Genomic DNA, 24,031 nt, shown 5'->3' on the forward strand with positions numbered 1-24,031 from the left:
GGGTCATGGCCGCCTTTGTATTAAATTCATCAATATCCATCTATTATCGTAACTTTGCACCCTTTTTATGACAACATTTGAATCATTAGGGATAGAAGCTGGGCTGCTTCAATCTCTGGAAACTATAGGTTTCGTAACTCCCACACCCATCCAGGAACAGGCTATTCCGGTTTTATTACAAGGTACAAAAGATTTTGTAGGTTTAGCACAAACCGGTACCGGTAAAACAGCGGCTTTTGGCTTGCCTTTATTACAATTGATTAGTAAAGAACAACGCACACCGCAGGCATTGGTTATTTGCCCAACCCGCGAGCTTTGTTTGCAGATCACTACAGATCTGGAGCGTTTTGCGCAGAAAGGGCACATATCCGTTACTGCGGTATATGGCGGTACTTCTATAACACAGCAGGTGCGCGACCTTAAAAGGGGAACGCATATTGTAGTGGCTACTCCGGGAAGGCTGATCGACCTTATTGAGCGAAAAGCCATTAACCTCGAAGATATTAATTACGTGGTGCTGGATGAGGCCGATGAAATGCTGAATATGGGCTTTAAGGAGGATATTGAATTTATTCTTAAAGAAACCATTAACCGTCATAGTATGTGGCTGTTCAGCGCTACCATGCCTCCCGAAATAAGAAGCGTTAGCAAACGGTTTATGGATAAGCCTGCTGAGATTGCTGTAGGTAAAGTCAATTCAACGAATGTAAATATAGACCACCAGTATTTTTTAACGCAGCACATAAATCGTTACGAAACATTAAAGCGCATTATAGACTTTAACCCGGGTATTTATGGTATTATTTTTACGCGTACCAAGGCCGATGCCCAGCAAATTACTGAGCAGCTGATCAGGGAGGGTTATGATATTGATGCCCTGCATGGAGATTTAACCCAGACGCAGCGCGATAAAGTAATGGGCCGTTTCCGTGAGAAATCACTGGAGCTGCTCATAGCAACCGATGTGGCCGCGCGGGGTATAGATGTACAGGGCATTACCCATGTAATTAACTATGAGCTTCCCGATGATACCGAAGTGTACACACACCGGAGCGGTCGTACCGGAAGGGCGGGGAGAAGCGGTGTCTCTATTTCAATTGTTACTCCAAGAGAAGTATACCGTTTAAGACAGATAGAAAAGCTGGTAAACACCAGGTTCCATAAAATGGATATACCAAGCGGTAAAGATGTATGCCGTAAACAGTTTTTTCATTTTATAGATAAAATGCTGAAGGCGGATATCAGTCATGGCGAATATGAAACCTACCTGCCTGTATTAAAAGAAAAGTTCGAAGGTGTGGAAAAAGAGGAGATCCTGCAACGTGTAGCAGCTTTGGAGTTTGACAGGTTTTTAAAATATTATGAGAATGCCGCAGATCTGAACCAGCGTAATGATAGAGAGCCTAAAGGTTCGCGCGAAAGACAGAGTGGTAAAGGGTTTTCCCGCGGGGGCAATTACCAGCGGCTGTTTGTAAACCTGGGAACAAAAGACGGGTTTTATAAAGCCAGCTTCCTGCAGTTTATTTTAGATATGAGCGGGTTGAGCAAAGACGTATTAGGCAATATTGATATGAAGGAAATGAACAGCTGGGTTGAGATAGAGCCTAACGCCGGGAAGAAAATGATCAGGGCATTGGATGGTAAAAACTATAGAGGCAGAAAAATAAGGATGAATGACGCTGCAACCGGAGGAGGAAGGAGAAAGTAGTGAGTGGTAAGCAGAAGGTTGCAAAAAGATATAAGGTCCGGGCATAGAGTCCGGATTTTTTTTTAGTGCTATACAAAATATTCCTGCCTGCCATAAGCAGATGTAAGAAAAGCCTGAAATTATTTTAAAGCCTGCCACCAGCCCTATTGAATATTCTGCGCAGGCTTGCCCTGTTATCGAATTTCTGTATCGTTGCTTGTAAGTGGGCTAAAAATTTTATATTTATAGAAAACGAGCCTGTATGAATTTTGAACTCACCGAAGAGCAGCTGATGATACAAAGCGCTGCCCGAGCATTTGCACAAACGGAGTGCCTGCCAGGAGTTATTGAACGCGATGAGCTTCAGAAATTTCCTAAAGAACAGGTATTGAAGCTGGCAGATCTGGGCTTTTTGGGGATGATGGTTCCAGAAAAATACGGGGGCGCTGGTATGGATACAATAAGCTATGTGCTGGCCATGGAAGAAATATCCAAAATAGATGCAAGTGTAAGCGTATGTATGAGCGTGAACAACAGCCTGGTTTGTTATGGGCTGGAAGCCTACGCAACAGAAGAACAAAAGCAGCAGTATTTAGTACCGTTAGCCCGGGGTAAAAAAGAAGGCGAGCTCTACATTGGCGCGTTTATGCTTAGTGAACCGGAAGCAGGAAGTGATGCCGCTTCTCAAAAAACGATAGCAACAGATAAAGGCGATCACTATTTGCTGAATGGCACAAAGAACTGGATCACTAATGGTAATACCGCTTCAGTGTACCTGGTAATGGCTCAGACCGATGCCGGCAAAGGAGCTAAAGGCATTACAACGTTTATTGTTGAAAAGAGCTGGCACGGCGTAACGGTTGCAGCAAAAGAAAATAAGCTGGGCATTCGTGGAAGCGACACGCATACCGTGATGTTTACCGATGTAAAAGTACCCAAACAAAACAGGATCGGAGCAGAGGGATTCGGTTTTACGTTTGCTATGAAAACCCTTGCAGGAGGGCGTATTGGTATTGCTGCGCAGGCATTAGGCATCGCAGCCGGTGCTTATGAGCTGGCAAAGCAGTACGCTAAAACCCGAAAGACTTTTGGTACAGAAATAATGAATCACCAGGCCATTGCTTTTAAGCTGGCTGATATGCACCTGAAAATAGAAGCCGCAAGGTTGCTATGTTTAAAGGCTGCATGGGAAAAAGATAATAAGAAAGATTATGCCATCAGCTCATCTATGGCTAAGCTCTATGCTTCAGAAACAGCTATGTGGACTGCCATTGAAGCGGTTCAGATACATGGAGGCTATGGGTATGTAAAAGAGTACCATGTGGAGCGCCTGATGCGCGATGCAAAGATCACACAGATATACGAGGGCACCAGCGAAGTGCAAAGGATCATAATCAGCCGGGGGGTGCTGAGCTGACAGCGGTATGACCAGTATTGTCAAAATGCCTGGCTTGATTATTTATACAGGGGAGGCAGGAAGAAAACGAAGTTATCCTATATTTACTGATGGAATAATAAAAGCAAAATGGATAGGCTCACATGAACGTTATTGAAATTACGCAACTTAAAAAGCAATATGGAGGTAATTATGTGCTGAAAGGTATTAACCTGCAGGTTGATACGGGTATGATATTGGGTTATATAGGACCGAACGGCGCAGGTAAAAGTACAACGATCAAAATAATGGCAGGAATAATTGATGCGTTTGAAGGGGAGGTAAAGGTGCTGGGAATGGATGTACGACAGGATGCAGTTGAAGTAAAACGCCGCATAGGTTATATACCGGAGCTTGCTGCATTATATGATGTGCTTACGCCGGTAGAATACTTAAAATTTACCGGTAAGCTATATGGCCTGGGCGATAAAGTGATTGCTGAGAAGGGTTGGGAGCTTTTAAAATTGTTCGACCTGGCAGATAAGGCAGAAATGCGTATGAATGCTTACAGCAAGGGCATGCGTCAGAAAGTGCTGCTTATCAGCGGGTTGATGCACAATCCTGATTTAATATTTTTAGATGAACCCCTGAGTGGCCTGGATGCTAATGCCGTTATTTTGGTGAAAGAGATATTGCAGCAGTTAAAACGATCGGGGAAAACCATATTTTATTCTTCCCATATTATGGATGTGGTGGAGAAAATAAGCGATCGTATTATATTGATTGATAAAGGACAGATCATTGCCGATGGCACTATTGAAGCGCTGAAAGCCAGTGTACAGCAGGGTTCGCTGGAAAATATCTTTCAATCGCTTACTGCTTCCGATAACGAAACCAGTAATACCGCCAAAGAAATTATTGAGGTATTAAACAGCTGATTTTATGGATACCTTTTTCTTCAGAATATTTTTTGGCCTGTTCAGGCTGTTGTCCCCGGGCGGTGTTAATATGGAGCAGGTGCGTATAATTGTGTCTGTCAAACTGCTAATGGACAGAAGACGTACCCCTGCTACCTGGAAACGTTCCCGCCAAAAAGAAACGAGCAATGGCATGTTAATAGCTATGTTCTTTTATGCACTGATGGGTTTGTTTGTAGGAATGCTGATTTTGAGTGTGCCTTCCGTTATGCTGATGATGATTATCCTGCATTCCTATCTTTTGTTTATGCTGATCATGACGCTGATAACAGATTTTAGCAACGTATTGCTGGATACATCCGATTCGCAGATCATTTTACCCAGGCCGGTTACCAGCCGCACTTTGCTGGTAGCGCGCACTTTACACATAGTAGTGTATCTGGGTCAGCTGGTACTGGCTATCATGATTTTTCCGCTGTTTTTTTCTTTTCTGAAATATGGTGTGCCGGTAGGCGTTTTTGCATTACTGACCACATTGCTTACTACCGCCATCGGTATTTTTCTTACCTATATTTTATACGGATTGGTATTGCGCTATACAAGCGAGCAAAAAGTAAAAGACATTATTGGCTATTTCCAGATATTCATGACGGTGTTTTTTGTAGCGGGTTACCAGCTAATTCCCAGAATGATAAGCTTAAGTGAGCTGGATTTCAGATTTGAGCTGCACTGGTATTCATATTTGCTTCCCCCTGTTTGGATGGCAGGTTTACTGGAATCGGTGTATACCGGCCGCTTTGATGCTGCCCATATAGGATTGATGATATGCGCCGTTGGAGTTCCTGTACTTGCCGGTTTTGTAATAATAAAGTACCTGGCGCCTTATTTTTCTAAATTCATGTCGGCGCCGGCAGATGGCGCTGCGAAACAAAATAGTAAAAACGAAAAACACGACAAGAACAGCCTGTCTGAAAAGCTGGGACGTATCATTTGCCGGTCTGATTATGAAAGGGCCACTTTTTCCCAGGTATGGAAAATGACGGGCAGGGATAAAAGTTTTAAAATGCAGTTTTATCCAAATCTGGCTTATATTCCGGTATTTATATTTATTATATTCTTTAAGAATTTTAAACAGATAGATCAGACGCTGGCAGCGCTGCCCGAAGGAAATATGTTTTTATGGCTGTTATATATAGGCATGTTTGCAGTGTTGCTAAGCCTCAGCCTTACTGCGTTCTACGAAAATTATACTGCAGCATGGGTATATCAGAGCGCTCCGGTAAGCAGGCCGGGAGAGCTGATCAACGGTGCCGCAAAATCTTTGCTTATAAAGTTTTTTGTTCCTGTTTTTGTTATACTTAACATGGCTGTGCTTATCATTTGGGGAGCTGAAGTAATAGATGATATATTATTGGCGATGGCAAACAGCCTGCTTATTTTTTATATCAATATATTACTGTCTAAACATTATCTTCCTTTTTCCCAGCAGCCCAGCATAAAAGAACAAACCGGTAAGTTTGTGTCTGTGATGCTGAGATTTTTGCTGATCGCGGCGCTGGTAGGTTTGCATTGGGCTGCTATAAAAATAACCTGGCTGGTATGGGTATTAGTTCCTGTGTCCCTTGCAGGTTGCTGGATTGCAGAGAAGCAGGTGAAGGATTTGAAATGGAATAAGATTGTGGTATAGTACAGTGTATAAATCATTTTTTAATGAAGTATAAAGCTTTTCTTTTTGACTTGAACGGAACTATGATCAATGATATGGATTACCATATTAAAGCATGGCACCGTATTTTAAATGAGCTGGGCGCGGCTATAACTTTAGAGCGTACCAAGGAAGAATGTTATGGTAAGAATTATGAACTGCTGGAGCGTATTTTCCCGGGGCGTTTTTCCGATGAAGAAAAGTATAATATGAGCTTTGAAAAAGAAAGACAGTACCAGCATGAATTTCGGCCCAACCTGAAGCTGATCGGCGGCCTGGATGTGTTTTTAAAGGATGCTTTTGAAAAAGGAATTAAAATGGCAATAGGTTCTGCAGCTATCAAGTTTAATATTGACTTTGTTTTGGATGGGTTGGGTATTCGCAACTATTTTGATGTGCTGGTAAGTGCCGACGATGTATTGCACAGCAAGCCCGATCCTGAAACTTATTTAAAATGTGCTGAACTGTTAAGCATAACACCCTGCGAATGCCTGGTTTTTGAAGACGCTCCTAAAGGCGTGGAATCTGCGCAGCGGGCCGGAATGGATAGTGTGGTACTGACAACGATGCATAGTAAAGAAGAATTTAATCAGCCTAATATTATCGCCTTTGCTGAAAACTATATGGGTTTAGCAGACAGGCTGCTGTAAAGTTTTGTTCAAACGTTTGCACATTAATTACTTTTGCAGCTATGGCAGTAAATCAGCAAGCATATCAGCAGTTAAGAAAAGAGTTGGGATCACAAAATGTTACCCTTGTTGCGGTATCCAAGATAAAGCCTGTATCCGATATTAAAGCCTTATACGATTTAGGGCAGCGCGATTTTGGAGAGAACTACGTGCAGGAGCTGGTGGAGAAACAGACCCAATTACCATCAGATATCCGCTGGCATTTTATTGGCCATTTGCAAAGCAATAAAGTAAGATATATTGCGCCGTTTGTGCATTTGATACACGGGGTAGACAGCTATAACCTGCTAAAGGAAATCAACAAGCAGGCGGCAAAAAATAACCGTACTATAGATTGTTTATTGCAGATGCATATTGCGCAGGAAGAAACCAAGTTTGGTATAAACGAACAGGAACTCAAAGAAATACTTGAAAAAACCGCTGACCTGAAAAATGTCAGGTTGAGGGGTTTGATGGGCATGGCCAGTTTTTCAGACGATGAAAAAAAAGTGAGAAATGAGTTTGCCGGTTTGAAAAGGCTGTTCGATTCCATTCAATATTCAACATTCAGCACTCAACATTCGATATTGTCGATGGGCATGAGTGACGATTATAAGATTGCTATAGAAGAGGGAAGCAATATGGTACGAATAGGAAGCTTGTTGTTTGGTGCAAGGATCTAATTTTAAAATTGGCTTTGTTTTAACTTTTCTGCAAAACAGAAACGCGTCATGACTCTTAAAACAGCTGTTATGAAGTGTATTTTTCTGTTTTCTTTTTGGCTGCTGTCGTTGGGCTGTTTTAGCCAAAACGCAGACAGCACACTCCGGTATTGTGAGGTGACAATCACTGGCACTCTCTTTAAAAAAGGGTTTGTCGTGGATATAGAAGATAACGGGGGGAAAAGAACTTTGAAGGACGAAAACGGAAAGGCGCTCTCATTTAATACAAGGGTTGCTGCATTGAACTTCATGGCCAAAATGGGATGGGAGTTGGCATCTGTTTACTGCTATGGAAAAGACCGTATCTCCGGCTATACTTATTATGTATTTAAAAAATCATACTAATCCATCTGATGTAAATCAGCATGGCAAGTTAAAACCTTGTGTAAACCGCCAGCTGGGCTACGTTGTTTATATTATCTGTAACAGCCCCTTTCCCAAACACATTCATGTACCCAGCTTCAATATCCAGTTTTTGTGAGAATCGGTAACCTGCTGCCAGGTACGAACGGTTTTGATCAAGAAAACGATTATTGGTAGTTTCTTTATTTTGTATATTGAAAAAGATTTCATTTTGCAAAGCGGCAAATGGTCCTTTTACAAATGTTCCTTCAGTTTTGGCCAGTGGTTGTACATGTCTGAAGAAATAGCGGAATCTTTGAGCAAAAGCCCGGTTGTTATTTGATTTTTCTATAAACCGCTGTTCAAGCCTGAAACGGTGGCTGAGGCTCCCTGTAAATGCTTTATGTGATACAATGTATTGTTCCCATATACGGTGTTCTGTAATCGTTGTATTTGCACTGCCGTAAGCTTTTGTAAAAGTCGGGGTTAATAAATACCCGATAGTTGCATTCTGATTAGGTTTTATATAATAAGTAATGCCCGGTCTTACCAGCACATTGCGCAGTCCATTCCAGTGATCATGGCTGCGTACCTGCAGGTCCAAATGGATCCCCCATTTGTTATTCAGTTTGGTGCTGTTTAAAAAGAAGAGCCATCCTGTTTGTTCCTGTTTGGTTTGAGCATTGGCAAAATGCAACAACGATAACAGCAGGAGCAGCAAGATTGCGGATTTTTTTGTCATGTTTATGATTGTTGTTCAATCCGGCAAATATAATGACTGCCTGATATTTTTTTGTATAGATCCGGCGCTCAAAATCAAATTTTCCGATCGTTCCTTCCGGGCATGTAAAACTTACATTTTGTGAAGAAATCAGGCTTTTAATTGATCTGAAACATTGCCCGCAAAAAATGATTATATTCGATAGCCGATTAGTCAAACTTATGAAACACTTCCTGTTAGGATTTCTCTTGTTGCTGTTTCTTTTTTCATGCAAAAAAGAAAAGCCTGTTTCAACACAGAGCCAGCCGGAAGATGATACTGCGCTGTTAATTCATTATAATAAAAACCTTATTATCGCAAACTGGAACATTGAATGGTTTGGAGATGCTGCGTATTTCAAAAGCGACCTGGACCGCCAGGAAAACAATGTCGGCAAGGTATTGAAGTATCTGGATGCAGATCTGTATGGGCTTTGTGAAATTGTAGATACCGTAAGGCTCGGGCGCATGATAAGGACCTATTTGGGTAGCGAGTTCAGGTATGTTGTTTCTTACTTTACCGGCGGCACCCAAAAGCTGGCATTTGCATATAATAAAAATATCTTCCGGAATATTACAGTACGGCCATTCATGGGTGTGAGTACGCAGGCCTATTATAATTTTGGTAACCGGTATCCCTATTTGCTAAATGCAGATGTAGCTGTAAATGGCGTCAGGAAAAATATCAGCCTGATCCTGATCCATGCCAAAGCCAATACCGATAATGACAGCTACAACCGCAGACAGGCAGGTGCTATAGAACTGAAAGATAGCCTGGATACTTATTTCCGGTCCGGGAGCTTTATCATACTGGGAGATTTCAATGATAATTTCGATAAGAGTATCACCCCGGGAAAAGTTACTCCTTACCAGGTTTTTTTGAATGATTCTGCCCGCTATCATGCTATTACGTGGCCATTGAATATTCCGGGAAACCAGTCTTCGCTGGGATTTGCAAATTCTGTTATCGATCAGCAGATCATCAGCTGCGCCATGACGCGGTGGTACGTTACTGCTTTGGCAAAAGTAAGAACGGATGTAATTAATGTGGTGCCTGATTATACAACGGGCAGTACTTCCGATCATTATCCTGTTAGTTCCATATATAAAATTACCCCTTAACCTGAGGGGTGTTGTTTTTTACAAGTGAATAGTATTCCTCATTTCTTGCCAAATGATAAGAGATTTTTTTTATTATGATATTAGTTTTGATCGTTACTTTCCTGAAACTCTTTAAAATAGCTGTTATGAATAATCAGTTTTACCCATGCATATGGTTTGATAATAAGGGTACTGAGGCCGCTCAATACTATTGCGGCATTTTCCCAGATACAAAAATCAGTACTGATACGGGAACGGTACAAATATTAAGCATAAACGGGCAGCACATGATGTTTCTCACTGCCGGTCCTATGTTTAGGCCTAATGCTTCTATTTCCTTTTTAATAGCAAATGAAAGTGAAGCAGAAACTGAAAGGCTGTTCCATGAGCTGTCAATTAACGGAATGGTGCTGATGCCGCTGGATAGCTATCCGTTTAGCAAAAAGTATGGTTGGGTACGCGACCGGTATGGTGTAACCTGGCAGCTTTATACAGGTGACAAAGGTGATACGGACCAATATTTTACGCCAACACTGATGTTTGTAAACCAGCAGAATGGCAGGGCAAAAGCGGCCATTGATTTTTACACTTCATTGTTTCCCTGCTCTAAAACTGAAGGCATTCTCGAGTATGATGGAAAGGAAGATATAAAAGGTAATGTGCAGCATGCGCAGTTTAGTATAAGCGGCTATACATTAGCCTGTATGGATAGTTCGTACCCACATCCTTTCAATTTCGATGAAGGGATCTCTATGGTAGTATTAACAAAAAACCAGGAGGAAACCGATTATTACTGGAATAATATGACCAGAGATGGGGGCGGGGAAAGCAGGTGCGGCTGGCTGAAAGATAAATTTGGCGTAAGCTGGCAAATTGTACCCCAGCAGCTAATCCGGTGAATAAATCAGCCTGATAAAGAAAAAGTCCAAAAAGTTACAAAAGCTATGATGAAAATGAAAAAAATTGTAATAGCCGATCTGGAAGCGGCTTCTGAGATATAATATTTTAATCATCAACAACTAAAAATGAAAGAGCTGAAATTTTCAAGAGAGATCAATGCTCCTGTACAAAAAGTTTGGGATATATTATGGAACGAGGATACCTATGGTACTTGGACCAGGTTCTTTACAGAAGGGTCGCGCATGGAAAGTGACTGGGAGGTGGGGGGCAGAACTGTTTTTCTTGATCCCGATGGTAATGGCATGATTGCTACTATTATAGAGCTGGATGTGCCGCGTAAAGTTTATTTTTCTCATCAGGGCCACATACTAAAAGGTGTGGAAGATACGACCAGCGATGAGGTAAAAGCTTTTGCGGGAGCTTTGGAGAAGTATGACCTGGAAGAAAAAGACGGGATTACACACCTCCAAATGTCGGTCGAAATTTTTGAAGATTTCAAACAGATGATGATCAACGGATTTACAAAAGGAATTGCTGAAGTGAAAAAATTGGCGGAAGAAGGATAGTTAAAAAATAATGAACACACATCTAATGGCATGTTTTTAGTGCCATTTTTAACTGTAATTGTTCTTTTTACCTTTAAAACAGCTATTATGTTTGATGTTAAAGAAAAGGAGTTGATGCTTCAGTCAAAGGCGCTACAGATTGTAATCCCGCAATATCGTACACATACCCAGCTTTTTGATAATATGGTACGTAACATAACCGGACTTGATGCTTTGAAGCGCATTAATAACACCACCAACCATTTTATATGGATAACAGGAAACATGGTTAATACCCGTTATTGGCTGGCGAATATTTTGGGTGTTGAAGATAAAGATCCGAATGAAACATTATTCAAAGATGCCAAAGCGTTGGATACCAGTATAACTTATCCTGAACTGGAAGAACTGAGAAAGCAATGGCACCGGGTCTCTCCCCAGCTATACGATAAACTGCACCGAATTACAGATGAATATCTGGCTCAGCCCTATAACCTGGGTATGGGTATTGATTTTGTAGAAGAAAACATTTTGAACGCAGTGGGCATGGCAATGGACAGGGAAAGTTACCTGCTGGGTCAGCTAGGTATTATGCGCCGTGCCTTGGGTTATGAGGGCGTGAAATATGATTTTTCCGATGAGGTTAAATACTAACGGAAAGCTAAAAAAGGCTGTTGCAAAAGAATGATTACCACAAAGACACGAAGTCACAAAGAAAAAACTTAGCATCTTATACGAAACGGATATCCAATCGGGTATTAGTGCTTTCGTGGCAAAAAGTAATTACTCAATACACAATGCTAATCATTCCTAAAATGATTATTGAATATTGAGCGTTGATTATTGCTTATTTTTTAGCACTTAACTTTGTAATGGACAACTTACAGTTAACGTAACATTGGTTAAAAAGATCAGGCCCACATCCCCCATTCAATATTTACCACAATATCAGGGTGCAGGCTTTTAGCTACAGGACAGGTAAGCCCCGTATTCTTTAAGATTGTTTTTGTTTTATCATCAATACCTGCAAGTGAGGCCGGTATATGGAACTTCAGATCAATACCACTTACACGGCGCGGGTCAGCAGCCATTGTTTTAAGCACTTCTATTTTAATATCATTAAGATCAAAATCCAGGCTGCGCGCTTTAATACCCATTACCGTGATCATACAGGCGGCCAGGCTGGTAGCCAGCAGGTCGGTAGGGGAAAACCGTTCACCTTTACCGTTATTATCAACGGGTGCATCTGTTTCAAAGTTTGAGCTGCTTTTCAAATGTGTGCAGGTGGTGCGTAACCCTCCTTTATATACTACTTCAGATGTCATTGTCTGTGTTTTGGGTAAAGATAAGGATTCATTTCCTCTCCTTCAGTAGGGCTTTATTATATACAATGATTTTTCTGTCCTATAGAATGCCACTCATGTGTCTGCGATTGTATCTCTTTGTCGTAGCTGTTTTGGTGTGTTTTTAAAAATAGTCCGTAGCGGTTTCCACAACAAGCCTGTATAGTTGCGATTAAATAATCTATCCCAAAAACCAAAAGTAAGTTCAGCAACAATTCTGTCTGCCGTAATAGTTCTGTATCGTTTGGCTAATTTTTGTGTAGCATCTGAAACAAACGGCAAAAACTCAACAGGCAAACAGTTTTTAAACCAATACTCGTCTTGAAAATGTTGTTTCAACGTTTCGTGAACAGCATTTCGTAAACTGATTTCAAGCACTGAAAGAACAGGGTAGAATGCTTCTGAAAGTTCTATGTTTGTCTTATAAAGTTGATAGGCTCTACCAAAATTGTTGTTTGTTTTGGCAAGATATACATTAAATCTTGGGCTTGATAGATAGTATTTTAACTGCTGTGCTGTCATAAAATCGGTGCAAAGCTGCAAAAAAAATGCACCAATCCGAATTTATGTCGTATATTTTCAGTGTGATGTCGCTTCCTTCTCTCTCGGATTTTGTGCCGATGATGAAAGCGGCTTTAGTTTTTTATAGGAGGTTCATTTGCCAAAGTGTGAAATATTTATAGGGGCTTCCGTTCTGTCGTATTTACCGTAAGTGCGAATATTGGACAAAATTTTCAATTTGTAATCTTTAAAAATCTTATTGTAACCGGCAGGCATCGTTTTTTTATGTTTTTCATTTTCCCGCCATTTCACAATTGCTGCTTCATCTCTCCACGTCTGCAAAGAAAGCATTTTGTTCTCACTTTCAATACTTGTAAATCTTTCAATTGATATAAACCCTTCCTGTTTGGAAAGTTCATCGGAAAGGTTAGCTGCCATTTTCAAATAAGCGTCTTTCATCCCTTCGTTCAGTGTTACCTCAAAAATTACTGTTATCATATTTCCTATTTAGAATAATTCATCTATCGTGGTAAAATCAAATGTAGTGTTTTGTGTCCGTCCGTTGATATACGTACTGTCGCTGATAGGGTGACAGCTAACGGTTGAGCATTTGTGTTTGTGGCGGAATTTGGAAAACGTCCCGCTGGGTACAAATGCCGAATAAAGATATAAAAGTTCATTGTTTATTCTATAGCCCAATTTATAACGTCCGGCCGGAACTATAGATGATAGATAGGTGAAGCTGAAGCGGCGTTATCTGTCCGCCGACATAACACAAATGCACCTGTTATAGGCAGGGCATTCAAGAGTTTCCGTACTGTGTCGAGGTGAGTAAAGCCGCCAATTCGTTTTGAACTGACGGCTTTAAGTCTTACTGTTGTTCGTCCAGCCGGATAATGAGTAATTTGTCCATTGTAGTGACTGTCACCCGTTGCTCCGGAGCAAACCCTAACTTGTCAAGCCAAACGCCACTTAGTCTGATAACAGGAACTATAGTCTTGCTACATTCGTTAAACCTGGTGTCTGGCTGAATTTTTAAGCTCCTGACCTCTGGTCGTTTGCTTACTTTTTTCTTCTTGGGTGTTCGCATAACTTTTAGAAGATTTTAAAAAAGTAGCCCGGCAGTGCTGCGAACACCCAAGAAGACTTGAGAAGTACAGGACTTCCACCTGCTCTCTGCCAGGCATATTGTTAAATAATGAAGTTATCATTGAATTGTCTTTTGGGATATTCGCAAGGCAAATATAGGAAATTTATTATGCAGCCAAGTGTCAAATGGAATTTTATTTCCTTAGTAGCTGTCACTATGCGAACAGTCCAATAGTATAGGGTAAGTCACGTTGGTTTTATTTTTTAGAGGGCTGTTGGTTGCGCCTTGCCTATAACGGTTCGGGGCTTTGCGAAGTGGCGGAAAATCGAAGCCGAAAGTTTCGATTTAGACGGAACGTAGCAAAAGCCAATTTCTATTTGCTAATTTATGAAAAAAAGCCAATAAAATTGGCTTTTGTGGCATAGAATGTACAAACTTTCAACTTAGACTTAACCCCGCCATTTTGCAAAACCCTTGTTAGCGGAAGTGCGGTTTCTAAATTCTGTATTTACAACTTATATTTTCTTACCAATATAGAAGACATATCCATAATAATCTTTGTATTTATCGTATAATTCAGCTTCGTATTTTTGAGATGCTACAAATTCTTCAACTGTTTTATTTCCTTTATACTTCTCTAAAAAAAGCTCTTGAAGCTTTTTGGTGATAGCGTAATAGTCAGTCCAAATAGTTTCGGGCAATGTGTAAATTGCAATTGGCAGAAAACCTGCTTTTTGCATTTGGTCAACTTTATTAGCAATTGTATCAATTTGCGGATATGCTTTTTGCCAAAATTCTTCAATTTCCGTTGGTCTTTCTTCTGTAAACCAAGTATTTTCTGTCACAGCGATATATCCACCCATTTTTAAATATTTACGCCAATCGTTTAAACCTTTTTCAAACCCAATATTATAAATTGCGCCTTCTGACCAAATTAAATCCAATTCGTCTTCTTGGAATGGAAAATTTTCCATATCTCCAACGATTCCTTTTAATCTGTGTTGAAGATTTTTGTTTTTAACTTCGTTATTCAATTTGTCTATAAAGTCTTGCCAAATATCGATTCCAATGATTTCACAATTAGTGTTTTCGGCTAAAGTCAAGGTTTGACCACCAGTTCCACAACCAATATCAGCAATTTTTGAGTTTTCATTTAGTCCACTTATAAAATTCAATGCTTTGATTGTTTCGGTTGCGTTTCCAGGACCTTGTCGTTGAGTGCTTGCAAAATATTCATAAATCAGTTTTATGTCAAATTCGTGAATAGTTGTTTTTTCATTGCTCATTTATATTCTCTTTAGAAATTTGTTTGTGCGGTTTGTTTTTGCATTTCCGCTAACGGTTTAGGTATTGCCGAAGGCGGGGGTTATTAGCACCAAAGTTCAATGTTGAACCTTGCACAAATGTCCAGTCGAAGTCGTTCAGCCTCGCTTTTGGCAATACCTTGTTAGCGGCTGGCATTCTTGTCGTCATTGTGCTAAAAGTTTATTTTCCGCAATTACTCTTTTCAAGTTGTCGCCCCAAAATGTTATGTCGCCAAACTTGTCGACACAATTTTGAAGTGAATTTAATTTGTCTAAAGTCGGCAAAATATGATTGTCAAAGTCAGATTTAAGTTCAGTTATAAAGTCATTGGTGTCTACTTTCTCCGTCAAAACATAACCTGTTTTGTTTCTAAATTTATATTCCCGTCTGCTATCAGGCAAGTATGAACTTTCTCTTAAATAAACTGTCAGGTCGTGAACGGTTGGTTTCTTTTTGTCCGCATCTTTCATTGTCGCTTTTAAAGCAACACCAATATTGAAACAAAAGTCAACGCTGTCCTTACTATTCCAAGAAAAGTTCTGCAAGTTGATTAAAGTAAAAAAGTCGCCCTTGTCTTTCCACCAAGTTTGTCCACTTGTCTGATAACCGAGATTTTTTAAAGTCGGCTTCAAATAAGTTTTGATGAACTCGGTCTGTTTTTCTTTTGCAGTCATTCTTGTTGTCAATGGTCAATGTCGGTTTTATGCTTGCCGCTAACTCCCAAATATGCGAAACTTTTCGCATACCATAAAATTTTTATTCCCTTGCCTGTCAGTTGATTATGATTTGTTACCTTTAGGATATACAAAATGCGAAACACTATGGATACACAAAATGCGAAGCCTGTTTTTGATACCAGTTTGTTCGGGGTTTCTTTGGGCATACATCATGATAAAAAAGTGATCTGGCTACGGTTCAACTATGATAAAGCGCTTATCCAACATTTGCGAAACCACGTAAAAGCACGCTGGTCGGCATCACAAAAAGCCTGGTACATGGCCGACAATCAGCACAACAGGGATCTTTGTGGTCTGAAACCAGATGTTGTAGGCAAGGAGGTTTTACTCAAAATTTCACCAACCAACCTGCCTGAATTTGAAAAATACCAAAATATGCTTACGCTCAAGGCCTACGCTGCCAATACTATCCGAACCTATTCTATAGAGTTTGCCCAACTACTGTATGTACTAAAGGACTTCCCTGTGCAAAACCTTTCTGCCGAAAAACTGCAAGGCTACTTCCTGTATTGCCACAAAGAACTGCATTTATCCGAAAATCAAATCCACAGTAGGATGAATGCTATTAAATTCTATTATGAACAGGTACTGCACCAGCCAAAAATATTCTTCGATATTCCCCGTCCTAAAAAACCTTTACTGCTGCCTAAATCGTTGAACCCCGATGAAGTAAAACGCCTCTTTTCCGTAACCGAAAACCTTAAACACCGCCTCATCCTGCAACTCTGCTATGGAATGGGTCTTCGCGTAAGCGAAATCGTGAATATGAAAATTTCGGACATCGACAGCAGGGATATGAAAGTGCGCATCAACAAAGGAAAAGGTAAAAAAGACCGCTATGTCAACCTGCCTGCTTCGGTGCTGGAAGAGCTTCGGGATTATTATAAAGAATATCTCCCGAAAGAGTATCTTTTTGAGGGGCAATACGGTGGGCAATACACCATTCGCTCAGCACAATTGGTATTCAAACAAGCCATGAAAAAAGCGAAAGTAAACAAACAGGTAGGCATACATGGGCTAAGGCATAGCTATGCTACACATTTACTGGAGTATGGCACTGATATTTCATTTATCCAAAAACTGCTGGGCCATAATGATATCAAAACCACACTTCTTTATACGCATGTTTCACAGGCCGGACTGGGCGGCGTTATAAGTCCGCTCGATAGATTAAAATAGTACAAACAAATAGCCGCCATTTATTGTTAGTACAGGGGCTGCACGATGCGAAAGGTTTAGCCACGGCTTTGGGCCGGGGCCGTAGCCTGTAGCAGCGTGGACCGGAGCCGGGATATGTTCTGCAGCTCACAGCCCCAACCCATACTGCCTGCCGGCAGTACGGCTTTCAGATCAAAAAGCATTATTTTCGCAGCATGACGGAGTTACCTGTTACTACAAAAGTTAAAAAGCCCGACTGGCTGCGCGTGAAGCTGCCGATAGGAGAGGAGTATAAGCACGTACGCGGATTGGTGGACACCCATAAGCTTCATACTATTTGTGAAAGCGGTAATTGCCCTAATATGGGCGAGTGCTGGGGCGCCGGTACGGCCACATTTATGATACTGGGCAATGTTTGTACCCGAAGTTGCGGCTTTTGCGCCGTGGCTACAGGCAGACCCACAGAGCTGGACTGGGACGAGCCACAGCGGGTGGCAGAAGCGATTTTTTTGATGAAGGTGAAGCATGCGGTTATTACTTCTGTAGACAGGGATGAATTAAAAGATGGCGGCTCTGCTATATGGCATAATACTATAAAAGCTGTTAAAACTTTAAGTCCGGGCACTACTTTAGAGACCCTTATACCGGATTTTAAGGGGAAGAAGGATGATATACAACGGGTGATTGATGCGGCTCCTGAAGTGGTATCTCATAATATAGAAACTGTGGAACGCCTTAGCAAGCAGGTACGTATCCAGGCTAAGTACTGGCGCAGTATGGAAGTAATAAGAACACTGAAAGAAGGTGGTATGCGAACCAAAAGCGGCATTATGCTGGGCCTGGGCGAAACCAAAGAAGAAGTATTGCAGGCGATGCAGGATCTGAAAGATAATGGCTGCGATGTGGTTACTGTCGGTCAGTACCTGCAGCCCACACCCAGGCATTTGCCGGTACTACGCTTTGTGCATCCGGATGAATTTGCATATTATAAAGATGCCGGTTACGAAATGGGGTTGGATTATGTAGAAAGCGGGCCGTTGGTACGTTCCTCTTACCATAGCGAAAGACATGTATTCCCCGGTCTGGGCCGGAAAGAATGGGCGCAAAGTAAAAAAATCTTTGTATAGCCACTTAGCAGCATCATAATTAGCTGCCAGGTATGATAACAGGTACTCCAGATTATCTGTGCCCGTACTGTACGGTATCAACCTGCTAACCCAAACTTTTACCTGTATTTTTCCAGCAGGCTTGTAATAATTTTGGCATCGGTGGCTGTAAGTGTTGAAATGGAGTCCTGTGAATTGAAATGCAGCTTATACGAATGAATAGCATCCCCTGGCTTATTGATATTATAGCCTATAGTTCTAAGTGCCTGCAATGCGTCAAAGCCTGGTGGAGGCACTACGTTCGCAGTATCGTACCAGATCCCGAACCCTTCATCGGCCAGCTTTTTCCAGGGGAAATATTTGCTGGGATCGACCTTACGACCCGGTGCTACATCTGCATGGCCCAGGAAATTAGCGGCGGGAATGTTGTATGCCTGCTTTAAGCGTTTTAACAGTATAAGCAGGCTGCCGATCTGTTCATCTGTAAAAGATTCCTCCCCGTTATTATCTATCTCTATACCTATGCTGCAGCTATTCAGATCGGTAACGGCTCCCCAACGGCTTACACCTGCGTGTTGTGCCCGCAGCATATCACTCAGCATGTGGTAAACAGTGCCTGCTTTACAAATAACGTAATGGGCGCTTACTTCTCTTGTAGTTGTGGTAAAGGTTTTTAAAGTTTCATCACAGCTGTTTTGCGCGGTATGATGTATGATTACAAAATTGGGCCTTCGCATGGAAAAATTAACGGTGCCAACGAATAAAGTGCCCGAATCTTTCAACGGGTACTGCTGTATGAGCCTGGCATAAGAGCCGGCCTTCTTTTTATATACTTTGTTGGTGGCCTGCCAGGGCCGTGGCGAGCAGGCAAATAACAGCATTAAAAGCGTGGCAATGGTAAAGCTTGATTTCATAAACCGGAAAATATAACAGGATCATTAATGATATCTCTGGTAAATGTAATCATTAACGCTTATTTCTTCGGTTTTGCCGACATATAAAATACCAGTGCACCTCCTTTCATAAGTGTACTATGATCAATCGCATGGCCTGTTACAGGCATACCGTTAAAAGTAATTTTGGACACATACACGTTTTTATCGGACTGGTTTTTTGCTTCTACGGTAAGTGTAGTGCCATTTTCTAATTGAAGTGTAGCCTTCTTAATGGCAGGGCTGCCCAACTGGTAGGTTTCGCTTCCCGGCGCAAACGGATAAAAGCCTAAGCTGGAGAAAATATACCAGGCGCTCATCTGCCCGCAGTCGTCGTTGCCGCCCAGGCCGTCAATGCGGGGCTGGTATTGCTTTTTCAGGATCATGCGCACACGTTCCTGTGTTTTCCAGGGTTGCGATGTAAAATTGTACAGGTAAGCTACATGGTGGGAAGGTTCGTTGCCGTGTACATAATTTCCGATGATGCCTTCACGGGTAATATCTTCCGTATCGGCAAAAAACTCATCGGGCAGGTGCATGGTGAAAAGAGAATCCAGGTGTGGCAGGAATCTTTTTTCGCCACCCATTGCTGCTATCATTCCTTCAGGGTCCTGCGGAACAAACAGGCTGAAATTCCAGGCATTCCCTTCTATAAAACCCTGCCCATGTGTGGAAAGCACATCAAAATCTTTTTTGAAGCTGCCATCGCTCAGGCGGGGGCGCATATAGCCAATGGACGCGTCATATACGTTTTTCCAGTTCTGAGCGCGTTTCATGAAGGTTTCGTAATCGGCGGTTCTGCCCAGTTTTTGAGCTGCCATAGCAATGCTCCAGTCGTCGAAAGCATACTCCAGTGTTGTAGAAACGGAGTTGCCCCTTTTATCGTCGGGTACATATCCAAGTTTCATATAGTCTTCCAGGCCATCGTAATATTTTACATTGGCTGTAGCTATACAGGCATCTAACGCCCTGTTATAATCAAAACCTTTCAGGCCTTTTACAATAGCATCTGCAATCACAGGTACGGCATGATAGCCGCTCATGCACCAGTTTTCATTGGCATAATGGCTCCATACCGGCAGCATGCCATGTACGCTTTGCTGGTAGTGAGCCAGCATACTTTTTATCATATCTGCATTTCTGCCAGGCTGAATAAGATTGAAGAAAGGATGTAAGGTGCGGTAAGTATCCCAGAGTGAGAAGGTCGTGTAGTTGGTAAACCCTTCTGCTTTGTGAACCTGCTGATCTAATCCTTTATACGCTCCATTGACATCGTTATAAACGGTTGGCCCCAGGAAAGTATGATACATTGCGGTGTAAAAGTTGATCATATCATCTTTGCTGAGCGCCGCTACCTGTATTTTATTCAGCTCACTGTTCCACAGCTGCTGTCCCTGCGTTTTGATAGTGGCAAAGTCCCAGCCCGGGGTTTCTGTACGCAGGTTTTGCAAAGCATTGGCGGAGCTTACAGGAGAAAGGGCAAACTTGATCTTTATTTTTTCATTGTCCGTTGTTCTGAAATTGAAATAGGCCCTCAGGTTTTGCCCGATCATTTCAGGAAAGTTCTGATTAACGTTGAACCGGCGCCAGAAGCCCTGGTACACCTGTTTTTTAAACTGCGCATAACCATAGCTTTCAATGGGCTTTGAAAAAGTCATGGCAAAGTATACGGTCCTGGTCTTTGCCCAGCCATGCGTTTGCCTGTAGCCTGTAACTAATGTGTCGTTCTCTACACGCACAAAGGTCCATACGTTTTTATCTTCGTAATTGTAAATTCCATGCATCAGGTCCAGGATAATATGCGCCTCTTCCGACCTGGGAAATGTGTACTGATGTACCCCTACGCGGGTGGTAGTGGTCAATTCTGCGGTTATGTTATGATCGTCGAGCTGTACTTTATAATAATTGGGCGCTGCTACTTCATTGGCATGGCTAAAACGGCTGCGATAGCCTGTTTCCGGCTTGTCGGCTGTACCGGGATTGAGCTGTAGTTTACCGGTAGTGGGCATGATTAAGAAATCGCCCAGGTCTGCATGACCTGTTCCGCTGAAATGGGTGTGACTAAAGCCAACAATAGTGGGATCATCATATTGATAACCGGCACAGTATTTATATGCAGTACCGGTATACTTCCCGTCGGGCCCTGCATAGGGAATAGTGTCCGTATCGGGGCTTAGCTGTACTGCCCCAAAAGGCACTGTGGCACCGGGATAAGTATGCCCCATTTTCGCGGTCCCTATCAATGGGTTCACATACTGAACCAGGTTATTGTTCTGCGCCTGTATAGCGCTGTGGCCTAAAAGTGCCAATAGCACCAGGGAGGTTGATTTCTTAATCATTAAAGGTCTTTTTTATTGATAACTGCTGCTCCATATTTTCAGCCCAGGGTGCGCTTCACTTATTTTCCCGGTTGTTTCTATTGCCAGGTGCCCGCCCTTCATTATATCGGCGTGTAAGATATAATTTTTAAGATAAGGACTGTCGTTTAGCCATACGTTTTTTATATACTTGTTCCTGGGGTTAAAATTTTTTACTTCAATACGGAACTTCCTGTTTTGCGGCAGTTTCAGCTCTATTATTTTGAACTGCGGCACATGGAGGTAGTAAACCGGTTCGCCTACTGCAGCGGGGTATAAGCCTATTGCTGCAAAAACATACCAGGCCGACATAGCGCCGCCGTCATCATCCATCGTCCTTAATAAAGCCTTTGGCTCATTTTTGTAGACAGGCCCTACATAAGGGTCTATGCCTTTACTATTGTCGTTAAAATAATATTGTACAATGGTGTCCGCTGCAATAGTGTGCATCCAGTATTGAGAAAAAGGATAAGCGCTTGTAGCATTGAACATGGATGGTGCCTGTATGTCCGGCTCATTGGCATGATTATACAGGTCTTTATTAAAAAAGGTTTTTAGCTGCTCAATGAAAGCGCTTTCGCCGCCGGTTAGCTGTATCAGGCCTGCTACATCAAAAGGCACGAACCACCGGTATTGCCAGATGGTTCCCTGGTAAAGGCCACGCGCCTGCATCTGGTCAACATCTTTTTTTGTAAGGTCTTTAAAGTCTTTGTTCCAGTAGGTTTTATATTGCAATGCTTTTTGCTTATAAGCGGCGGCATCTGCTGTGTTACCGGTAATGGAAGCAATTTCGGCAAAGGCCCAGGTATCATAGCTGCTTTCTAAGGCTTTATCAGGTTTGCTAAAATCCAAACCGTCTATTTCGTTTTTAAGCGGGGTGTATATCTTTTTAAGATCAACAGGAACGCCCTTCCTGTATGCATCGAGGAGCGCTACTACCGCATGTTCTGTTCTTACCGTATTGGAAGGTTCTGTTTGCGTGGCATAGTCTTTTTTCCCATACAAATAAAGCTGCGCGATGGATTGCGCAACAGGAGCGAACTGTTCAGGATAAGCTACGGAAAGTAGCGGTAGCTGTGTTTTGTAATTATCCCATATTGACCAGCCGTTGTAATAAGCTGTTTTGCTTTTTTGCAGGCTGCCATCGTTTGCCCTGTACACGCCGTCCGGCTCGCTGATGTTGTAGGGCGACTGGATGGTTCTGTATAACAGAGAATAGAACAGCTCTTTTTTTTGAGGCGCTGTCCCAGAAACCTGTATTTGCTGTAATGCCTTATTCCATGCGGCTTTGGTTTCTTCCTGCTGCCGGGTAAACCCTGTCTGTTTGATGGCTTTTCGGGCGTAGGTTTCGTTAACGGATGACAGCCCGATACAGAGCCTGGCTGTATCGGCAGACGTGTTTTTCCAGGTGGCAGTAATTTCGTTAGTGGCGGTTTGTTGCCATGTTACAGGTTTGTTTATTACCAAATAAAAATAAATCTTATAAGCGCCTGCACCGCAGGTAGTGCCAGCCTCAATCCAGCCCTGCACGGCGTTGCCGGCAATAGAGTAGGATGTATTTTTAAACCCGTTGGATAAGCTGTAGGCCAGGTCTATCACCAGGCCATGTTGCCCGCGGGGGAATGTGTACAGGTGCTGCCCGTATTTATTTCCTGCTACAAACGCGGCGGATATTTTATTAGCGAACGTTACAAAATAGGAGCCGGGAGATCCATGCTGGCTCACCTTTTCAAGCAGGTCCTCTTTGGAGTTTATAAAAGGTTTTACAAGGATGTTGCCGCCGCTGCCCCTGCAACCTACTCCTTCAAATACGGTGTGTGCAAATCCCAGAAACTGTTTGGCATAATACTCATATCCCGTATGCGTTTTAGGATAGGTTTGCGGTACAATGCTCATGTAATTAAAAGGGTAGCCTGCTGCGGGAGAAAGTTGTCCATGGTCGCCGGAAGTACCTAAAAAAACATTTACATAATCAGCGGGTTGCTTATTTGTGTTTTTTTGTGCTATAGCTCCGACGGATGCCAGTAACATACTGATAGCAAGTACCCTTTGTTTCATGTTTAGGTTGCCGGATTTTTTTTATAATCATCCCAAAGTTCGTCTACGGTTTTCCCGGTTTCTTTTTTCCAGAAATCCTCCGTATAGGTCTTGGTGCGCATAGCATGATCCAGTTTTTTAACCAGCTTCCTGTTATAATTTTTTTCAATCCACACAAAAAATCTTGCCGTTACGCGGTAGGCATTGGTATAATGATGCTTGTCAGTAAGAGCCGGTAAGCTCCAGTTGGCGGCTGCATTGTTCACGCCCAGCTTGTAGCGCACATAGTCTGCCACGCCCTCCGTTGCCCATCCCGGGCCTGCATCGCCGGGGTAGGCCTGTACAATGTGCATGGCTTCGTGCGTTACTACATCCAGGTCTTCGGGGTTTTTAGACATCCATTCAGGATTTACTTTTATGATGCCACCAGATGCTGCTGCTACTGCTGTATACTCTGGATCTATAACAAAAGTAACCAGCCTGCGCGTGTTTTTGTTATAAAGTTTTGCTTCTTTAGGGTACACTTTAAAAAAAGTTTCTATCATGCGCTCACCTGTTTTAGGGTTGAACTTTGGCGATTTGTTGATGAAAACGATGGTGAACTTTCCTCTTTTGATAGTGTCGTTACTTACCGCATCGCTAAGCCCAACATCATTCCAGCTTCTTCTTTGAGCATGTGCAGTAGTTGCTAAAATAGCCAGAAGGCTGATGGCTGCTATGATTTTTTTCATGTATTTTTTATGT

The 24,031-nt window shown here is 42.2% G+C and carries 26 protein-coding genes; 13 read left to right on the forward strand and 13 right to left on the reverse strand.

Going from position 1 to position 24,031, the window contains the following annotated elements; translation table 11 throughout:
• The first annotated feature begins 67 nt into the window (after positions 1-67).
• The 7 genes from ACYVBM_RS11295 to ACYVBM_RS11325 all read left to right on the forward strand — a co-directional run bounded on the left by ACYVBM_RS11295 (position 68) and on the right by ACYVBM_RS11325 (position 7,419).
• A complete protein-coding gene (locus ACYVBM_RS11295) occupies positions 68-1,708 on the forward strand; it encodes a DEAD/DEAH box helicase (RefSeq protein WP_460685763.1) in 1,641 nt (546 codons plus the stop codon).
• A 241-nt stretch (positions 1,709-1,949) separates the two neighbouring features.
• A complete protein-coding gene (locus ACYVBM_RS11300; protein ID WP_460685764.1) occupies positions 1,950-3,104 on the forward strand; it encodes an acyl-CoA dehydrogenase family protein in 1,155 nt (384 codons plus the stop codon).
• Positions 3,105-3,226: 122 nt separating this feature from the next.
• Complete coding sequence (locus tag ACYVBM_RS11305) at positions 3,227-4,000, forward strand: ABC transporter ATP-binding protein (RefSeq protein ID WP_460685765.1); 774 nt, start codon at positions 3,227-3,229, stop codon at positions 3,998-4,000.
• A gap of 4 nt (positions 4,001-4,004) precedes the next feature.
• Positions 4,005-5,666, forward strand: coding sequence for a hypothetical protein (locus ACYVBM_RS11310; RefSeq protein ID WP_460685766.1), 1,662 nt, complete (start codon positions 4,005-4,007; stop codon positions 5,664-5,666).
• Positions 5,667-5,689: 23 nt separating this feature from the next.
• Positions 5,690-6,334, forward strand: a complete 645-nt coding sequence (locus ACYVBM_RS11315; RefSeq protein ID WP_460685767.1) for an HAD family hydrolase — start codon at positions 5,690-5,692, stop codon at positions 6,332-6,334.
• Positions 6,335-6,375: 41 nt separating this feature from the next.
• On the forward strand, positions 6,376-7,035 hold the full coding sequence (locus ACYVBM_RS11320) for a YggS family pyridoxal phosphate-dependent enzyme (RefSeq protein ID WP_460685768.1): 660 nt from the start codon (positions 6,376-6,378) through the stop codon (positions 7,033-7,035).
• Between the two features lie 69 nt (positions 7,036-7,104).
• Positions 7,105-7,419, forward strand: coding sequence for a hypothetical protein (locus ACYVBM_RS11325; RefSeq protein WP_460685769.1), 315 nt, complete (start codon positions 7,105-7,107; stop codon positions 7,417-7,419).
• Positions 7,420-7,447: 28 nt separating this feature from the next.
• Here ACYVBM_RS11325 and ACYVBM_RS11330 read toward each other — a convergent pair whose 3' ends face one another.
• Positions 7,448-8,158: a DUF2490 domain-containing protein gene (locus ACYVBM_RS11330; RefSeq protein WP_460685770.1), complete on the reverse strand. Its 711-nt coding sequence runs from the start codon at positions 8,156-8,158 to the stop codon at positions 7,448-7,450.
• Positions 8,159-8,358: 200 nt separating this feature from the next.
• Between ACYVBM_RS11330 and ACYVBM_RS11335 the strand changes: the two genes are divergently transcribed.
• The 4 genes from ACYVBM_RS11335 (at position 8,359) to ACYVBM_RS11350 (ending at position 11,375) form a co-directional block, all read left to right on the forward strand.
• Entirely contained in the window at positions 8,359-9,297 is a 939-nt protein-coding gene (locus tag ACYVBM_RS11335) for an endonuclease/exonuclease/phosphatase family protein (RefSeq protein WP_460685771.1), read from the forward strand.
• A 125-nt stretch (positions 9,298-9,422) separates the two neighbouring features.
• Entirely contained in the window at positions 9,423-10,175 is a 753-nt protein-coding gene (locus tag ACYVBM_RS11340) for a VOC family protein (RefSeq protein ID WP_460685772.1), read from the forward strand.
• Between the two features lie 126 nt (positions 10,176-10,301).
• On the forward strand, positions 10,302-10,742 hold the full coding sequence (locus tag ACYVBM_RS11345; RefSeq protein WP_460685773.1) for an SRPBCC family protein: 441 nt from the start codon (positions 10,302-10,304) through the stop codon (positions 10,740-10,742).
• An 87-nt stretch (positions 10,743-10,829) separates the two neighbouring features.
• Entirely contained in the window at positions 10,830-11,375 is a 546-nt protein-coding gene (locus ACYVBM_RS11350; RefSeq protein ID WP_460685774.1) for a DinB family protein, read from the forward strand.
• 257 nt (positions 11,376-11,632) lie between these two features.
• On the opposite strand, the gene ACYVBM_RS11355 is transcribed toward ACYVBM_RS11350, so the two are convergent.
• From ACYVBM_RS11355 to ACYVBM_RS11385, 7 genes are all read right to left on the reverse strand, one after another.
• Positions 11,633-12,046 (reverse strand): OsmC family protein, encoded by a 414-nt coding sequence (locus tag ACYVBM_RS11355; protein ID WP_460685775.1) that lies wholly within the window; start codon positions 12,044-12,046, stop codon positions 11,633-11,635.
• A gap of 93 nt (positions 12,047-12,139) precedes the next feature.
• A complete protein-coding gene (locus ACYVBM_RS11360) occupies positions 12,140-12,586 on the reverse strand; it encodes a hypothetical protein (protein WP_460685776.1) in 447 nt (148 codons plus the stop codon).
• 132 nt (positions 12,587-12,718) lie between these two features.
• The gene (locus tag ACYVBM_RS11365; protein WP_460685777.1) at positions 12,719-13,063 is read right to left on the reverse strand and encodes an antibiotic biosynthesis monooxygenase family protein; all 345 of its coding nucleotides are present in this window, start codon (positions 13,061-13,063) and stop codon (positions 12,719-12,721) included.
• Positions 13,064-13,436: 373 nt separating this feature from the next.
• Positions 13,437-13,655, reverse strand: a complete 219-nt coding sequence (locus tag ACYVBM_RS11370; RefSeq protein WP_460685778.1) for a SymE family type I addiction module toxin — start codon at positions 13,653-13,655, stop codon at positions 13,437-13,439.
• Between the two features lie 515 nt (positions 13,656-14,170).
• Positions 14,171-14,941: a class I SAM-dependent methyltransferase gene (locus ACYVBM_RS11375; protein WP_460685779.1), complete on the reverse strand. Its 771-nt coding sequence runs from the start codon at positions 14,939-14,941 to the stop codon at positions 14,171-14,173.
• Positions 14,942-14,990: 49 nt separating this feature from the next.
• Positions 14,991-15,128 carry a hypothetical protein gene (locus ACYVBM_RS11380; RefSeq protein WP_460685780.1) on the reverse strand — a complete coding sequence of 46 codons (138 nt, stop codon included), beginning with the start codon at positions 15,126-15,128 and terminating at the stop codon, positions 14,991-14,993.
• The gene (locus ACYVBM_RS11385; protein ID WP_460685781.1) at positions 15,125-15,646 is read right to left on the reverse strand and encodes a DUF4304 domain-containing protein; all 522 of its coding nucleotides are present in this window, start codon (positions 15,644-15,646) and stop codon (positions 15,125-15,127) included. The genes ACYVBM_RS11380 and ACYVBM_RS11385 overlap by 4 nt, the downstream gene beginning before the upstream one ends.
• Before the next feature lie 135 nt (positions 15,647-15,781).
• On the opposite strand from ACYVBM_RS11385, the gene ACYVBM_RS11390 reads away from it, so the two are divergent.
• A complete protein-coding gene (locus tag ACYVBM_RS11390; protein WP_460685782.1) occupies positions 15,782-16,876 on the forward strand; it encodes a tyrosine-type recombinase/integrase in 1,095 nt (364 codons plus the stop codon).
• Positions 16,877-16,932: 56 nt separating this feature from the next.
• Here the strand turns inward: ACYVBM_RS11390 and ACYVBM_RS11395 are convergent, their stop codons facing one another.
• Complete coding sequence (locus ACYVBM_RS11395) at positions 16,933-17,058, reverse strand: hypothetical protein (protein ID WP_460685783.1); 126 nt, start codon at positions 17,056-17,058, stop codon at positions 16,933-16,935.
• 12 nt (positions 17,059-17,070) lie between these two features.
• Between ACYVBM_RS11395 and lipA the strand changes: the two genes are divergently transcribed.
• Positions 17,071-17,982: a lipoyl synthase gene (gene lipA, locus ACYVBM_RS11400; RefSeq protein ID WP_460685784.1), complete on the forward strand. Its 912-nt coding sequence runs from the start codon at positions 17,071-17,073 to the stop codon at positions 17,980-17,982.
• Positions 17,983-18,080: 98 nt separating this feature from the next.
• Here the strand turns inward: lipA and ACYVBM_RS11405 are convergent, their stop codons facing one another.
• The 4 genes from ACYVBM_RS11405 to ACYVBM_RS11420 are packed head-to-tail and all read right to left on the reverse strand — an operon-like array spanning position 18,081 to position 24,018.
• Positions 18,081-18,875, reverse strand: coding sequence for an N-acetylmuramoyl-L-alanine amidase (locus ACYVBM_RS11405; protein WP_460685785.1), 795 nt, complete (start codon positions 18,873-18,875; stop codon positions 18,081-18,083).
• A 59-nt stretch (positions 18,876-18,934) separates the two neighbouring features.
• Positions 18,935-21,232 (reverse strand): GH92 family glycosyl hydrolase, encoded by a 2,298-nt coding sequence (locus ACYVBM_RS11410; RefSeq protein ID WP_460685786.1) that lies wholly within the window; start codon positions 21,230-21,232, stop codon positions 18,935-18,937.
• Between the two features lie 12 nt (positions 21,233-21,244).
• On the reverse strand, positions 21,245-23,308 hold the full coding sequence (locus tag ACYVBM_RS11415) for a glycoside hydrolase domain-containing protein (protein WP_460685787.1): 2,064 nt from the start codon (positions 23,306-23,308) through the stop codon (positions 21,245-21,247).
• A 2-nt stretch (positions 23,309-23,310) separates the two neighbouring features.
• Positions 23,311-24,018, reverse strand: a complete 708-nt coding sequence (locus tag ACYVBM_RS11420; RefSeq protein WP_460685788.1) for a basic secretory protein-like protein — start codon at positions 24,016-24,018, stop codon at positions 23,311-23,313.
• Positions 24,019-24,031 lie beyond the last annotated feature (13 nt).

This window comes from Niabella aquatica, assembly GCF_054779315.1.